General features: G+C 50.9%; 12 protein-coding genes. 1 reads left to right on the top strand and 11 read right to left on the bottom strand.

Annotated elements, in window-relative coordinates; all coding sequences use genetic code 11:
- Positions 1-9 precede the first annotated feature (9 nt).
- From folC to fabB, 9 genes are all read right to left on the bottom strand, one after another.
- A complete protein-coding gene (gene folC, locus AC27IB_RS20160) occupies positions 10-1,248 on the bottom strand; it encodes a bifunctional tetrahydrofolate synthase/dihydrofolate synthase (protein WP_487123175.1) in 1,239 nt (412 codons plus the stop codon).
- A 20-nt stretch (positions 1,249-1,268) separates the two neighbouring features.
- The gene (gene accD, locus AC27IB_RS20155; protein WP_487123173.1) at positions 1,269-2,114 is read right to left on the bottom strand and encodes an acetyl-CoA carboxylase, carboxyltransferase subunit beta; all 846 of its coding nucleotides are present in this window, start codon (positions 2,112-2,114) and stop codon (positions 1,269-1,271) included.
- A gap of 256 nt (positions 2,115-2,370) precedes the next feature.
- Positions 2,371-3,162, bottom strand: coding sequence for a tRNA pseudouridine(38-40) synthase TruA (gene truA, locus AC27IB_RS20150; protein ID WP_487123171.1), 792 nt, complete (start codon positions 3,160-3,162; stop codon positions 2,371-2,373).
- Between the two features lie 143 nt (positions 3,163-3,305).
- A complete protein-coding gene (locus tag AC27IB_RS20145) occupies positions 3,306-4,712 on the bottom strand; it encodes a M28 family peptidase (protein WP_487123169.1) in 1,407 nt (468 codons plus the stop codon).
- Positions 4,713-4,950: 238 nt separating this feature from the next.
- Positions 4,951-5,349, bottom strand: coding sequence for a hypothetical protein (locus AC27IB_RS20140; RefSeq protein WP_487123167.1), 399 nt, complete (start codon positions 5,347-5,349; stop codon positions 4,951-4,953).
- Positions 5,349-8,693, bottom strand: coding sequence for a FimV/HubP family polar landmark protein (locus AC27IB_RS20135; RefSeq protein WP_487123165.1), 3,345 nt, complete (start codon positions 8,691-8,693; stop codon positions 5,349-5,351). The genes AC27IB_RS20140 and AC27IB_RS20135 overlap by 1 nt, the downstream gene beginning before the upstream one ends.
- A 411-nt stretch (positions 8,694-9,104) precedes the next feature.
- A complete protein-coding gene (locus tag AC27IB_RS20130) occupies positions 9,105-10,121 on the bottom strand; it encodes an aspartate-semialdehyde dehydrogenase (protein ID WP_487123163.1) in 1,017 nt (338 codons plus the stop codon).
- 75 nt (positions 10,122-10,196) lie between these two features.
- Positions 10,197-11,339, bottom strand: coding sequence for a 4-phosphoerythronate dehydrogenase (locus AC27IB_RS20125; RefSeq protein WP_487123161.1), 1,143 nt, complete (start codon positions 11,337-11,339; stop codon positions 10,197-10,199).
- 110 nt (positions 11,340-11,449) lie between these two features.
- Complete coding sequence (gene fabB, locus AC27IB_RS20120; RefSeq protein ID WP_487123159.1) at positions 11,450-12,664, bottom strand: beta-ketoacyl-ACP synthase I; 1,215 nt, start codon at positions 12,662-12,664, stop codon at positions 11,450-11,452.
- A 234-nt stretch (positions 12,665-12,898) separates the two neighbouring features.
- Between fabB and mnmC the strand changes: the two genes are divergently transcribed.
- On the top strand, positions 12,899-14,911 hold the full coding sequence (mnmC, locus tag AC27IB_RS20115) for a bifunctional tRNA (5-methylaminomethyl-2-thiouridine)(34)-methyltransferase MnmC2/FAD-dependent 5-carboxymethylaminomethyl-2-thiouridine(34) oxidoreductase MnmC1 (RefSeq protein ID WP_487123157.1): 2,013 nt from the start codon (positions 12,899-12,901) through the stop codon (positions 14,909-14,911).
- 2 nt (positions 14,912-14,913) lie between these two features.
- On the opposite strand, the gene AC27IB_RS20110 is transcribed toward mnmC, so the two are convergent.
- Both AC27IB_RS20110 and AC27IB_RS20105 read right to left on the bottom strand, forming a co-directional pair.
- On the bottom strand, positions 14,914-15,627 hold the full coding sequence (locus AC27IB_RS20110) for a FlgO family outer membrane protein (RefSeq protein WP_487123155.1): 714 nt from the start codon (positions 15,625-15,627) through the stop codon (positions 14,914-14,916).
- A 2-nt stretch (positions 15,628-15,629) separates the two neighbouring features.
- Positions 15,630-16,376, bottom strand: a complete 747-nt coding sequence (locus tag AC27IB_RS20105) for a FlgO family outer membrane protein (protein ID WP_487123153.1) — start codon at positions 16,374-16,376, stop codon at positions 15,630-15,632.
- Between the last annotated feature and the right edge of the window lie 2 nt (positions 16,377-16,378).

Here is a 16,378-nt window from a genome sequence, read left to right as displayed (position 1 = left end):
GTGATCCTGTTATGAGTTTTGTGTATTGTGCGGTAACGCCAGAATATCTGCAACTGTATGAAAGGAACCAACGACCAATATCAGGTCTTGCGTCTGAGCATTCTTGCGGGCTTGCTCATAGGCTTCGGTCACTTCCACAAACAAATAGCGCTGAGAATGTTCCACGGCATCTGCCAGCTTTTCGGAAGACAGACCACGAGGGCCGTGTGTGGTAGCCAGATACCAGTGCGGCGTAAAACGCTTAAAAGGCGCCAGAGAAGCTGCCGGCGCTTTATCATTGAGCATTGCCACCACAATATGTAATTGCGCAAAGTCTTTGCCGTCGAGCCATTCTGCCAACGATTCTGTGGCCTGCGGGTTATGCCCCACATCCAGATAAGTAGCTGGCTGCCGCGCTATTAACTGACGTCGTCCGGGCAACTCTGTACTGGCTACAGCCTGCTGTACTTTATCATCGCCTGGCGTGAAGCCTGCGTGTTTAAGTACTGCCAGCGCGGTGGCGACGTTGTTCAGAGGAATAGCGGTATCCGCCAGCGTCAATGCCTGCTCGCCCGCAGTAAACTTAACAGAGCCGTCAGCGCGGCGCGTAATGGTAAAATCATCATCACGCCACCAGGCATCGGCTTGCAAACGATGTACGGCTTCGAGTAACGTTTGCGGTGGTTCAGGTTCGCCGATAACGACTTTGCCGCCAGCGCGAATGATGCCGGCTTTTTCCAGAGCAATTTTTTCTCGTGTATCGCCCAGCCAGTCCTGATGGTCCAAACCAATGCTGGTGATCACTGCACAATCCGGAGCAATTATATTCGTCGCATCAAGGCGACCGCCTAAGCCTACTTCAAGTATCACAACATCCAGTTCTGCGGCCATCAGCATAAGCATTGCAGCCAGAGTACCAAACTCAAAATAAGTTAAACTAATTTCACCACGCGCTTGCTCAACCTGTTCGAAGGCTGCGCAAAAAGCGGATTCTGACGGTAACGCACCGTTAATACGAACCCGTTCACGGTAGTCGAGTAAATGTGGTGAACTGTATACCCCCACTGACTGGCCATCAAGCAGTAAGGTGTTTTCGATGAGTGCAGAAGTTGTGCCCTTACCATTGGTGCCACCAACGGTAATAACGCGGGAGTTAAAGCTAATGTTGAGTCGTTGCGCAACATCATTAACCCGTTCCAGCCCCATATCAATGGCACTGGGGTGAATGGACTCAAGGTATTCGAGCCATTGCGGAAGTGTTTTACTCATAAGAAATAAAAAGCCCTGAATTAATCAGGGCGATGCAATTTAGTCAGTACGCTATGCATTTTGTCTCGCATCTCGCGGCGATCAACAATCATATCGATAGCGCCTTTTTCGAGCAGGAATTCACTACGCTGAAAACCTTCAGGTAACTTTTCACGTACAGTCTGCTCAATAACCCGGGGGCCGGCAAAACCAATTAGCGCTTTCGGTTCGGCCACATTAATATCACCTAACATGGCTAAGCTGGCTGAAACACCGCCCATGGTAGGGTCTGTCATCACTGAAATGTACGGCAAGCCTTTTTCACTCAGCTTGGCCAGGGCCGCAGACGTTTTGGCCATTTGCATTAACGACAGCAGCGCTTCCTGCATCCGCGCACCGCCACTGGCAGAGAAACAAACTAACGGGCAATTGGCCGCTATCGCAGCATTCACGGCCGCCACAAAACGGGCGCCTACTACAGAGGCCATCGATCCGCCCATGAAAGCAAATTCAAAGCTGGCCACAACAATTGGCATGCCTTTCAGCTTGCCTTGCATAACAATTAAGGCATCTTTTTCATTGGTCGATTTTTGGGCCGCGGTAATGCGGTCTTTATAACGCTTGGAATCTTTAAATTTCAGCACGTCCTGAGGCTCAAGATCACCGGCTAATTCCTGTCGGTCACCGGCATCAAGGAAGGCATCCAGGCGACGACGGGCGCCAATGCGCATGTGATTATCGCACTTCGGACAAACTTCCAGTTGCTTCTCAAGATCCTGCTTGTACAGCACGGCCTGACAACCATTACATTTAGTCCAAATACCTTCAGGTACGTTACCTTTAGTGGAAGTTTGTGTCTTCGGAAGTATTTTTTGTATCCAGCTCATGCCAGAGATGTCCTTTTAGCTAACCTGTTACGCCCGGCTTTTTATACTTGTTCGTGCCCGGTACAGGATGATGAAATAATAAACGATGGATTATATCCGCATATGGCGACATATTAGAGCATATTCAACGCAATAGCGAAAAATAAAACTGGTCTAAGAAGTACGAATATTTATACGTATAAAGGCTTTTATTGCCAATGCCTGATAGGTTTTGGTGTTAATTTCAACAACCTGCCCCCCGGCATCGGGTACCCGGTTAATTATCAGGCAGAAACAATGGGCCGAGCACCGCGTGCGGTAAACCAAAGGCAGCAGGATAATCCACATCCACCAGATATAACCCGTTAGGCTTAGCCGTGGCGGCTGCCAGCGTGCGGTCTTTCCCGGCCAGCAGGGTAGCAATCCAGTCGAGCGGCTGATGGCCACTGCCTATCTCTACCAGTGACCCCACAATATTACGTACCATGTGATGTAAGAACGCATTGGCGCTGATATCAACAATGACGTAGCACCCCTGGCGGGTAACCGTTACTTTAGTCACATTACGAAACGGGGTTTTCGACTGGCAAAGAGATGCCCGGAATGCACTGAAGTCCTGTTCCCCCAGCAATGCCTGGGCGGCCTCGTGCATACGTTTTTCGTCCAGCTCACGGTGCACATGAGTGACCCCATGATGCAAAATCGCCGGGCGCATTTTATGGTTATAGATGATATATCGATAGCGTCTGCCCGTTGCCGAGAAGCGCGCATGGAAGTCTTTGCTAACCTCGGTACACCACTTCACTGCCACGGAATCGGGTAAATTAGCATTGACCCCCATAGTCCAGGCTTTTAGCGGCCGCGTTACATCACAGTCAAAATGTACCACCTGCCCGGTTGCATGAACGCCCGCATCGGTACGCCCGGCACACTGAACATCAATGGCTGTGTTAGCGACTGTCGACAACGCTTTTTCTAAATAGCCTTGCACGCTGGGCACTTGCTGCTGTCGTTGCCAGCCAAAGTGCTGGGCACCATCATATTCAATACCAAGGGCTATTCGGGTCATATCTTCTGTTGCTTTGTGTTTCGTTGAGGCGCGTAAGTTTACGTAAAGCGAGGCCGTTGGGCAATCCGGATAATCAGGAAGATTGGCATTTGCCGCAGAAATTCCGGGGGAGCAGTCATGACTACTCCCCGTTTAACCCGGTTTTATTGACGATAATCCACGCCGCTGTTGGCGGCGTACCAGGCAAACATTGTGTAAATAGTGGTATTCACCTTCAGGGCTTCCTGATCCACCTTATCCAGTGTGTCATTTTCAGTATGATGGTAATCAAAGTAGTCCAGTCCACCCGGCGCAAAATTAAATGCCGGCTGACCGGCTTCGCCCAATAAACTCATATCCGACTGCCCTTTAGCGGTATTAGTACTTGCCAGGCCAACACCCATGGGTGCCAGATATCTGGCAAAGTCGCGAACCGAGGCCAGGGCTTCTGGACCCACTCCCGGTTCGAGCTCATAAATACGACCGTTACCAAAGTCCCATTCGGCACCAATGATGTGCTGCGCCATCTCGTCTTTGTGTCTGGCTACATAGTCACGCACACCCACCAGGCCAATTTCCTCAGCCGCAAACAAAATAACCCGAACGGTACGTGCCGGGCGCTGCTCCATGTGAGCTATATAATGGCCAGCGGCCAGCACTATGCCAATACCTATGCCATCGTCGATGGCACCGGTGCCAACATCCCAGCTATCGATGTGCGCACCCAGTGTAATCAGTTCATCGGGCTGTTGAGCACCAGTAACTTCGCCAATTACATTCGCGATAGTCACAGTATCACCGGTTGGGCCGCTGGCACTGGTCTTTAACGAAAAGGTTACCGGCTGGTTGCGACGTAACATATTTTCCAGCAAGTCCGCATCCGGATTAGACAGCGCGACTGCGGGTATTTTAGCGACGCCCTCTTCATAACGCATCATGCCGGTGTGACCAATACGGTCGGTATCAGTGCCGACGGAGCGCATAATAAAAGCCAGTGCCCCTTTTTTAGCCGCTGCCGAAGCACCAACCACTCGAGCCCCTACCGCCTTACCGTAGCCATGACCGTCGATATGACGCTCCATTCGGTAACCAACATAAGCAATCTTACCGTTAAGACTGTTCTTTGGCGCTTCCTGCAATGCTTTCAAATCGGCGAAATAAGCCACTTCGGCGTTGATTGCCTTGCCATCAGTACCAACACTTCCGCCTAATGCGATAGCCACCAGTTTATGCGGATAAGGGGCAATGATGCTGGCAGTAAGATCGCCTCGCTGCCATAACTGAGCCTGGCTTTCTTCCACCCAGACTTTGTCAAAACCCAATGATTGCATTTTCGCTACTGCCCAGTCAGTTGCCGCATCAGCACCTGGTGTGCCTACCATTCTGGCACCAACTTCGGTGGTTAAGGATTCAACAATGTCATAAGAAAGGGTTGAGGTGCTGACAGTCTGTTTAATGCTATCGAGCACTTCGGTTTGTACCGACTGTCGTGCTTTTAATTCCGGCGATGCTAACCCTACAGCAGCAAGACCAATTGCCGCAGCTAACAGCGTGACTAATTTATTTTTCATTATTATCCGTGTCCGTAATCTGAAGTGTTATCTTCCCAGGATTATTGTGTGCCAAATACAGCAAGCAGAGAATGAGAATGCCACGACTGGTCGAAAAATCATGATGAAGGATAACGGCGTTGTGTTTTCCACGTCGCTACATGTTAGTGGCAATCAGTAGCGATTTCATGCCCCCATTTTTAGATGGTTTGTACAGTAAAGCATGGTTTGACTAAGACATTTGGTATTTCGTCAGAGATCAGAGAACCCGGTAGAGTGTAGTGACTTCGCCGTCTGCACTTTTAAACGTAAAGGTTTCAGAGGTGAGTTCAATGATTTCATCACACCAAAACTCACCAACAAAATCGGTCATGGGGCTCGATTCGGTAATGGTCAGGCAGGAAAACGTGCCGAATTTAACTTTAATCGCGTAGGTGGCCCGCACTTTATAACTGAATTCGGTCTCCGGGTAGGTACCCCAGGACACCAGTGTGCCGTCTTCGAGGTATTTGTCGTAACCCCAGAATGTCTCGCCACCATCTTCAGAATTGCCCCAGGTACCAATCAATAATGCGGTGTTAACCGGTTTTGCAAAGCTAGCGGATACAAAACACAGTAGCAGGAGGCACAGAGCGCCATTAATAAATGACTTCACCATTATAAGGTTTCAATCAGTTTTTTGGCTTCTGCCTGTTGAGCTTCTGACCCTTCGCTCATGACTTCTTCAAGCAACTCGCGCGCAGCCTCCGAATCATCCATTTCAATGTACACGCGGGCGAGGTCCAGGTTAGCGTTCTGACCTGCGTCTTTATCGATATCAAACACATCATCATCGTCGCTAACACCACTGAATTCAGACAAACTCACATCGAGGTCAAGGTCTCTTTCATCCTCGGCATCCGGCACATCATCAGCTTGAGCCATCAGCGTTTCCACATCCACGTAGTCTTCTTCTGCTGGTGCTGAGTCCTCTTCACTTTCAGCGTCAGTGTCGGCGGTTTCTGGCTGCTCCCTGAACAACGCATTCAAATCAAGATCCGGATTATCCAGCGCCAGTTCTTCGATTTCTTGTTCAGGCTTCGCTTCGTCTTCGTTATCGATTGCACCAAGCAGTTCATCAAATTCACTGTTATCCAGTTCATCCAAAATGGCCGCTTCTTCACCGCTGTTGCTATCGTTTAACCACTCGTCGAGACCGGGAACATCTTCCAGTTCGTCAAAGTCGCCGGGGCGTGAAGCTCGTTCTTCTGAGGCTTCATTTTCACCGGGTAATACGCCATCCTGCTCTTGCGCCAGCTCAAAACTGTCGATTTCACTTTCAAAATCTTCCAGGGCCTGGTCTAGAATATCATCATCGGGCGCTTCTGAAGTGGCTGCCTCAGCCGGTTCAGGCTCCCCTGAAAACGACGGAATGTCATCCATCATCTGCTGGTCAAATTCAGCTAAAGCCTGCTCTAGCGCGTCGTCAGATACGTCGTCGATGTCCGCTGAGTCTTCTGCTGGCTCTAACGATTCAGTAGTGTCGCTCGATGCCTGCGATTCTGCCTCTTCAGGGGGGAGTTCTTCATCCCCTTCGGTGGTATCTTCCACACTAATTTCATCATCACTGACGTAAGCAGGTTGTGCCGTGTCCAGTTCATCGAGTTCTTCACTGAGAGCCTGGGTTTGTTCGTCGTTGTCTTCGCCTTTCTCATCGCCAGATAACTCTGCGAGCAGGTCGTCGGTTAGCGGATCGTCAAAATCAAGGCTTTCTTCCGCAATGGCGTCATCAGTATCAATGGCTTCATCTGACTCAACAGGCTGCTGATCAGGCTCAACCTCCACCACATCGTCATCTTCGTCATTCTGTTCCAGCTCGCTTAGCAGTTCCCGGGTCAGGTCATCTTCGAGATCGGACTCATCGAAATCGTCCGCCTCGTCATCCACGGCAACTTCCGGTTCGACATCCTCGTCGACATCATCACCTTCCAGTTCTTTTAAAAGCTCATCGGTAAGATCGTCGCTGATTTCCTGTTCAAACTGTGACTCATCGAAATCATCTTCGTCTGTTTCTGCTGACGGTGTTTCAATATCATCGTCTTCTTCTGGTAACTCCGCTTCCAGTTCGGCCAGCAACTCATCGGATAGTGGATCGTCAAACGCGTCAGCATTTTCGATGTTATCAAAATCAATCTCGTCCAAATCTTCGGTGATGTCATCCAGACTTTGCAGTTTGGATTCGTCGCTGTCTGCACTTTCAGTTTCAATAGGCGCATCAAGTAAATCGCTGTCTTCGTCCTCATCGTCCAGATCGCCAGCCAAATCACCCATCATTTCGATTTGGTCTATCTCGTTGATAATGCTGTCGGTTAAGCGGTCAATGGCCTGCGATTGCTGAGAAATTTCATCATCCAGCTTCTCCAGCATTTCATCGCCTACCGGACCGTCGTCTACCGGCAGATTGGCTTTTTCTTCCTCGCTGAGTTTATTCTCTTCCAGCAGGTCATCAATGGAGATTTCCGGCGTTTCATCTTCCTCGCTTACCGCAGATGCGGCACTCTCAGCCGCGGGTTGCTGCGCAGCCAGAATCGCATCGATATCGTCGTCATCGGTTACGTCACCGCTGTCGTCATCAACGTCAGCGTCCGGCGCTGGTTCAGACTGATAAACCTGTTCCGGGTTTTCCAGCAACGCGGCCAGCTCTTCGTCTGAGGTTTGCTCTGCCTCATCCAACTCCGGCTCAGACTCTTCCGAGAAGTCAGCCAGATCGTCGTTGCCCTCTTCCTCTTCAAAGCCGTCGAGTAAATCATCGGCATCCGACAGATCGATGGCCTCATCGGAATCCTGATTACTGAATTCTTCATCGAACAGACTATCAAGGTCGTCCTGATCCAGGGCTGAGTCACCCGCTTCGAATCCTTCTTCATTGGAGTCGTCAGGCACCAGCATGTCGTCATTTAAATCGGCAAAACTGTCATCGTCATTAAGTGATTCTTCCAGCTCAGTAGACAATACATCATCAAGCAGATCGTCATCGTTAAAGAGCTCTTCATCCGACAGCTCTTCACCGCCGAGTTCCGATTCCAGCGCGGTGGACAGATCGGCAATGCCTTCTTCAGGTTCAGGCGTCGTCTCTTTAGGCGGCAGTGTTATTTCTTCTTCCGGCTTTGATTTGCGTTTCATCAGCCAGACAATAAGACCCGCGATAGCAGAAAACGTTAACAAGCCGGTACCGGCAATCAGCGCCATGGGACTGGTTAACGCGTTCATTAACGAATTAGACTGCTCAGCTTCCTTGGCCGCTTTGTCACTTAAAATAAGTTCACGCAACTCGCGCTGCAACGCCAGTTGTTCATCCACCTTCACTTCAACATCGTCGTCAACGCGCCCGCGTAAGGCGCTCAGGTCGGTGTTGATTTGCTCAATGCGTTCATACAGTTTGCGGTTATCGTCGAGCAACATCTGAACGCTGTCGATAGACGCGGCAAACTGGTCGCGCAATTCCTCAAACTGACGGGCCTGGGAGGCATCAATCTGATTGAGCTGTTGTTCTATTTGCGTTTTGGTTTGTGTGAGGTCGTCCTGATTAACCAGCGGGACCGGTGGTTTAAGGTTATTCAGGCTGTCACCGGGCTGATTGACCATGCGTGCGAAAGCAGCATCATCGGCCTCGGCTTTCTGGCGGGCCTTTTGTTTATCAATACGGGCAATGTAACGTTCTGATGGCAGCTTTAAGGTGGCCCCGTCAACCATCAGATTGAGGTTGTTTTGCTCGAACGCATCCGGGTTGAGTTCATAAATCGCCACCATCACCTGATAGATAGACAGGTTAGGATTCTGACGATAGCGGCTGGCTACCCGCCACAGGGTATCATTCGCATCAATGGGCCCGAACACCACACCAGAATACTGGTTAGTCGCGTCTTTTGGCCCTCGAAGGGGCGTACTTTGTGCGGCAACCGGGTCGCTTACCATGCTGATCAACATCATCAGTAGTATGCAGCCGGTTAAATGCAATTTCATAGCGTTCCTTTTTTGCCCTCAAGCGTCATGTGCCGGATGTCATCATCACTTATCACATTCGCGTGCCAGCCCGTTACGTTAGCGCGGAAAAGCTGGCCTGTTTGTTGTTATGTTGGCAATTTTTCCCCTTAACTTCTGCGGGGACGGCTTTGGTGGACCACCTCACGGGATTCATCTCACCTTGCTTCGTTGTAAGCCTTTAATAGCCTGTTTATGGCATTTTTCACTCATAAAATATAAACCAGTTACCCGGGTCGATCTAGAAAATGTTGCATGTTGATGACCTTTCGGGCGCATTTATAGACCTAAGTTTAAAAGCATCCACCGTTAAAACCAACAAAAGCGGGAACCAGCCCGCTTTTGTGTTATCGACCAAATTGGTCAGAAGTTTAGAACGCTCAGCGCGTTAGCTTACAAATAGTCGCGAATTAATGTTTCGGCAATTTGTACGCTGTTCGTGGCTGCACCCTTACGGATGTTGTCAGACACGACCCACATGTTGATACCATTTGGGTGAGTGATGTCGTTACGAATACGTCCAACATGAACGTCATCGTTACCACTGGCACTGCTCACCTGAGTGGGGAACTCTTCACGGTTGTCATAAACTTTAACGCCCGCAGCATTAGCCAGCAGCTGTTTTACTTCTTCGGCATCAATAGGCTGACGGGTTTCAATGTGGATCGCTTCACCGTGACCAAAGAATACCGGTACACGTACCGCAGTCGGGTTAACCAAAATGGTATCATCACCCATGATTTTCTTGGTTTCCCAAGACATTTTCATTTCTTCTTTGGTGTAATCGTTATCCATAAAGACATCGATTTGCGGGATAGCATTAAAGGCAATCTGACGGCTGAAGGCTTCCGGCGTGATCTCACGCGAACTCAGCAGATCGGCCGTTTGCTTAGCCAGTTCTTCCATGGCTGATTTACCGGCACCAGATACAGACTGATAAGTACAAACGTTAATTCGCTCAATGCCCACAGCATCCTGGATGGGTTTTAACGCCACCAGCATCTGAATGGTTGAACAGTTTGGGTTAGCAATGATATTGCGATTACGGAAATCTGCCAGCGCATGGGCATTCACTTCAGGCACGACCAGCGGAATATCCGGTTCGTAACGGTAGTGTGAGGTATTGTCGATAACAATACAGCCTCCTTCAGCGGCGCGCGGGGCAAATTCTGCAGACACACTGCCACCAGCAGAGAAGAAACCAAACTGCACCTGAGTCCAGTCAAATTCTTCAGCATCCAGCACTTCTACTTCTTCGCCCTTAAACGTAATCGTACCGCCGGCAGAACGTTTACTGGCTAACGGATACAGTTTTGCAACCGGAAACTTCCGTTGTTCCAGAATTTCAATCATGGTCTGACCAACCAGACCGGTGGCACCAAGAACGGCAACGTTAAAGGCTTGTGACATAGTAGGTTAAGCTCCTAATACTCTAACTTGGCAGGTATCTGCCCTTTAAAAAAACTGACTTTTTCTGTTCTGTCGTTATTTTAGGTTAAAGCCTAATTTAGTAAGTTGCGCAGCCAGCGCTGAGTTCGTTTGTGGCGACAATTCAACCGTGTGACCGGCTAACTCGCGACGAACCCGATACTGTTTGCGCATGGCAGTAAAGCTCGTCGGCCCTGCCAGCCCCTGACGAAAATGATTATTGTCTTGTTTTACATCGTATACCGACAGCACCAGTGCTATCGCGGGGGCAAGATTGTCGCCTTGATCGCGGCATAATTCAAGGTCTACGTGCAAATTTGGCCGTTCTGGTAAAAAATCATCCAGCGTTTTGTCTGGCGTTTGTCCGGCCAGGTCACAAATGGCTTCATAAACCATCTGCGTACCCGAATATTTGCCCTCCAGGCTATGCCCGGCAATGTGCGGTGTCGCCAGCCACACATACTGCAGTAAGTCTTCGTCAATAGCCGGCTCGTTAGCAAACACATCCAGCACCACTGTGGGACCATTGCCAGACTGAAGGCGTTGTTTTAACGCCACTTCATCTATTACTTCACCACGACAGGCATTAATCAGCAGTTGCTGGTTGGTTAAACACGCCAATGCCCCGGCATCGATCATCTTGTCGGTTGGATAAACGCCCCCCGGCACAAAAGGGACATGCAGCGAAATGACGTCACAGCCTAATATCGTCTGCCAGTCGGTAAACGCTCTCTCATCGCCCTGCTCTGCCAATGGTGGGTCATACAGTACAGAGCTAATGCTCAGGGTATCCAGTAAGCGCGACAAGGCCGTGCCCACATGCCCGGCACCAACAATGCCGACCCGCGCTGTGCTGAGATCCGTGATCCCCTCAAGGTGAGCATTACACAGCGCGCTCAATACATACTCAGCTACGGCCTGGGCATTACACCCGGCTGCCGACATCCAGCAGATGCCCTGGGCATCGAGGTACTGAGTATCAAGGTGATTGATACCTGCCGTTGCCGTACCCACCAGGGTTAACCGGTTTGCACAGTTGAGCAATTCAGGCGTTACCCGCGTAGTGGAGCGCACGGCCAGCACGTCAACATCCACCAGCTGTTCTGGCGTTAAGGAACCTACGTCATAGCCTTCGGCCTGACCCAGGGAGCCAAAATATTGCGCTGCCAGCGGCAGGGATTGTTCGTAACGTATTTTCATGGGATGGGAGTTTATCGCAAGTCTGCAGGGAACCGTAAAACGATTCTGTGCAGTGTAATCACAAATGGGAATAACAGCCGGAGCAGAACGCTCCGGCTGACACTTATTGCTTATTTCTCGAAACGCTTCATGACCAGTGAAGCATTAGTACCACCGAAACCGAAACTGTTAGACATAACCGTATTCAGTGTGGCTTCACGGGTAGCGGTTACCACGTCAAGGCCAGCAGCCGCTTCGTCAAGGTTATCAATGTTGATCGACGGCGCAATAAAGCCATGTTTCATCATTAACAGGCTGTAAATGGCTTCGTTAACCCCTGCCGCGCCCAGGGCGTGACCCGTCAGTGACTTGGTTGAGGCCAGTGGCACACCGGATTGCCCGAACACTTCCTGGATAGCCGCCAGTTCTTTTACATCACCAACAGGAGTAGAAGTACCGTGGGTATTCAGGTAATCGATGGGGTCGTCAATGCCTTGCAGTGCCATTTGCATACAGCGCACAGCGCCTTCGCCAGACGGTGCCACCATGTCGTAACCATCAGAGGTGGCTCCGTAGCCGACTATTTCTGCATAGATAGTGGCGCCACGGGCCAGGGCATGTTCAAGTTCTTCAACCACAACCATACCGCCGCCGCCAGAGCTGACAAAACCGTCACGGTCAGCGTCGTAGGTGCGAGAGGCGGTTGCCGGGTCGTCATTGTACTTTTTAGACAATGCGCCCATGGCATCAAACTGACCAGACAGCGCCCAGCTCAGTTCTTCACCACCACCGGCAAACACTACATCCTGTTTACCTAACTGGATAAGTTCCATCGCGTGACCAATACAGTGAGCACTGGTAGCACAGGCTGAAGAAATGGAGTAGTTCACACCCAAAATTTTAAACGGCGTAGCCAGACAGGCAGAGACCGTAGAGCCCATGCAACGTGGCACCATGTAAGGGCCAACACGCTTCACGCCTTTTTCGCGGATGACGTCTGCGGAGCTGACCTGATTTTTGGACGAACCACCGCCAGAACCCGCCACAATACCGGTACGGATATTAGATACCTGCTCTTCGGTGAGGCCGCTATCTTCAATAGCTTGTTTCATGGCCACGTAAGCATAAGCGGCAGCGTCACCCATGAAGCGCATCACTTTGCGGTCGATATGCTCGTTAAAGTCAATATCAACGTTGCCCCATACCTGGCTACGCATGCCCATTTCTGCAAACTCTTCGGAAAAGGTAATACCAGATTTGCCTGCTTTGAGTGAGGCGGTAACTTGTTCTTGATTTATGCCGATACTGGATACAATACCCAGCCCTGTAATAACTGCTCTTCTCATAATTATCCTTTTGCGTTAGTGCCGCATATGGTAATGATTTTATGACACTAAGTGGTCTGCTCTTTTGCGACCCTGTTCTACGTGATTTGGTAGCAAATTTCCACCTCAATCCAAGAATTTTACCATTGTAGTGTATTTCGACCGCGATGTCGGCTTCAGGTTCGATTTCTGTTATGCATTAACTATTACTGATATTATAGCGCGCTTTCAACGATTGACCCGAACCGCAACACTATGAGTAAACGCCTGCAATCTGCCAACGTCCATTTTAACGAATCGGGGACCCCGATTGCAGACAGCTTTGATGATGTCTATTTCTCCAACGACAGCGGCTGCGACGAAACCCAGCATGTATTTATTGAGGGCAACGACCTGAGTGAACGCTGGTTAAGCTGGCAGACTCCGCACTTTATTATTGCCGAAACCGGGTTCGGTACCGGGCTCAACTGCATTATTGCCATGCAGCAGTTTAAGCAATTCAGAGCCGCTCATCCAGAGCATCCGTTAAAGCGCTTATTTATCCTCAGTACTGAAAAATTCCCACTGGCAGTCACAGACCTGCAAAATGCGCTGGCTGTCTTCCCGTCTGTGAGCAAGGAAGTCGGCGCTCTGGTTAGTCAGTATCCACCGGCACTGACTGGCTGTCACCGTATGCATTTTGATGCCTGGCACACCAGCATCGATTTATGGCTCGGTGATGTACACGAGTTATTACCACTATGGCACTGCCCACAGGACGGTCTGGTAGACGCCTGGTTCTTAGATGGCTTCGCCCCCAGTAAAAATCCGGACATGTGGACCGACGCGCTGTTCAGTCAGATGGGCCGGTTAAGTAAAATCGGCGCTACTCTGGCTACCTTTACCGCGGCAGGAGTGGTAAAGCGAGGCTTAAGGGAAGCCGGATTCGACATTGCCAAGCGCAATGGTTTTGGCCGTAAACGAGATATGCTCACTGGCGTGCTCACTAATCCGCCGGCCAGGCGGGTAACTACCCCGTGGCATTATCGCTTCCCGGATACGCCCGCCAGCGCCGCACAGCACATTGCCATTATTGGCGCAGGTCTGGCGGGTACAACTCTGGCACTGGCCTTGTGTCAGCGCGGCATTAAAGTCAGCTTATTTGGTCAGGCCCCGGCGGCGGCCGATGGCGCATCGGGTAACCGCCAGGGCGGTTTTTATCCGCAACTGCAGGCCGATCAGAGTAATCCGGCGCTTATTCAGGCCCATGGTTTTTTATATGCCAGGCGTTACTATGACGCGCTCGCTGCCCGGGGCCTGACGTTTACCTGGCAGCCCTGCGGTGTATTGTTACTGGGTTTTAGTGAAGAGGTGCAAAAGCGCCAGCAAAACCTGTTACATAAAGACTTATGGCCTGAGCAACTGGTACAGGCCGTAACTGCCACTGAGGCCAGTACGCTAAGTGGTATTGATATACAACATGAGGGGCTGTTTGTGCCTCAGGGCGGCTGGTTATGCCCGGCCGAAGTGGTTGAAGCTCAACTTAAGGCAGCTCGTGAAACAGGCCTACTAAGTGAGTTTTATAATCAGCGAGTGTCCCTTACCACCGCTAACGGGTCGGTGCTGCTGGAAAGCGAAGATGAATCATACCGTGCAGACCGCATAGTCATTGCCGCCGGTCATGAGTGCGCCGAAATGGACGCGCTGGCTCACTTACCGCTACGACCGGTGCGTGGCCAGGTAGAAGCCATTCCCGAACAGGCGCCGCTGCATGAGCTTAACACAGTGCTGTGCCATAAAGGCTACTTAACTCCGGGGTGGGAAGGCCGCCACGCGCTGGGTTCTACCTATATAAAAGGCGACACCAGTATCACGGCCAGAGCTGAGGAGAGCGCACAAAACCTGGCCACCCACGCTAAAGCACTGGCTGGCTATGACTGGGCTCAGGCCATTGAACATGATCATACTGCCAGAGCTTCAATACGCCTGGGCAGCGCCGATCATCAGCCAGTAATGGGTGCGGTTATACCGCCACACAAAACCACAGAACGGTACAGGGAGTTATATAAAGGCAAACATGTCAGTCAGTATGAGGTTGCCACTGACCAACAGGATTTACTTGTGCTGACCGGTCTTGGCTCAAGAGGGCTGACCACAGCGCCACTGATGGCAGAAATACTGGCCAGTCAGCTTTGTCACGAGCCCCTGCCAATGAGCGAAACTCTGTTGCAGGCGCTGGCCCCTGAAAGGTTTATGCTTCGCACCTTCAAGCGCCCGCCGGAGGCGTAAAGCTATTCGGTGTCGATAACCGGTGCCATAGGCACCAGCGAGGTCACCACAAAAGACGGAATAAACACGTTGGCACTGGCTACCACCCGTTGTTTATCAATAGAGATGATCCGCGCATTCACATTCACGCCACGCGGCTGTTCTACCAGCGTACCGGTAAGAATGTGATCCATTTCCATGCGTTTAGCGATTCGGCGTCCCTCGCGGCTCAGTGCAAGATCGCCATAATCGGTCACATCCAGGCTGTTGGCCAGTTTGAAGTCCACCACTCCCAGCCCGTATTGCTGTAACTCTGCAATCAGGTATTCGGAGAGCTGGTTGCCCAAAATAGTGGTTTCACGCAAGGAACGGTTAAAGCGGACAAAACTGGCAATCCCGACAAGTTCATCGGTATTCACCTGCACCGACCCCTCCATCAATGCCATGGCCAGACTGGCGGCATAATCGTTGAGTGCTTTATGGGTAATTCCGGGCGTAAAACCGGTTTGCAGTGGGTCCTGATAGCCCCGAACATTCTGCTGAACGCGATACATTTCGATATCACGGGAGTCAGGCCGGTACTCCAGGCCGCTGTCCTTAGGAGGGCGCACCTGCGACTGACCTGCCTGAGGGGGCGTTTCATCCTCGTTACCAAACCAGAAATAACCGGTTTCAGGCTGGCTGGCACAACCACTAAGCACCATTACGCTTAAAAGACTGGCAAATAACTGGCGCATCATTACCCCCGGCTTAATTTAACACCATCACGCATACCACCACGCTCGCTGCCATCACTGGGGATCAGCGCATCTGCCACATAAAAAGGGATCAGCATTTGTGCGCTGGCGACCACAGCCCGCGACTGAATACCAATAATGCGGGCATTCACCATCACCCCACCCTGATGTTTAGCCATCGTGCCGGTAAGGACGTACTCCATGGGTAAACTGGCATCAAGTTCAAGGTAATCGCGCGTAAGCACAAAGTCGCCCTCTTCGGTAATGCGGATAAAGTCGGTGGCTTTGTAATCGATCACCGGAATGCGGAATTTATGCAGTTCATGTACAAAGGATTCAGCCATTTGCTGGCCGAGTAAATTGGTTTGCTGCAGATCGGAATCCAGCAATGCAAAATGGGTAACGCCCACCGGTGTTTTATTGGTGACATATTCCATGTTAGCGATGAGATCCTGCGTCAGGGCCTTAACATAATCGCCAACGTGCTTGGTTAACGGGCGTCCTTTATAGGCACCCTGCACACTCGAGTACAAAGGGGGCTGGCCCAATGCGCCAAAGCTATCAACGTCTTCGGCCATCATGGGCTGATGATTAGCGCGATCGGCGGCAGTAATATCCACCACATTGAGCGCCGGCATTTTTTCAGGCGCAGTGGTTTGCACCATTTCCTCGTCCATACTCTGACAGCCTGCCGTGGCAGTTGCCACCAGAAGTATGCCAAGTCGTGTTGCCCTTGCTGCCCTTTGCATAA

The organism is Alteromonas sp. 4NH20-0104 (assembly GCF_057547795.1).
This window is presented reverse-complemented; position numbering and strand designations above follow the sequence as displayed.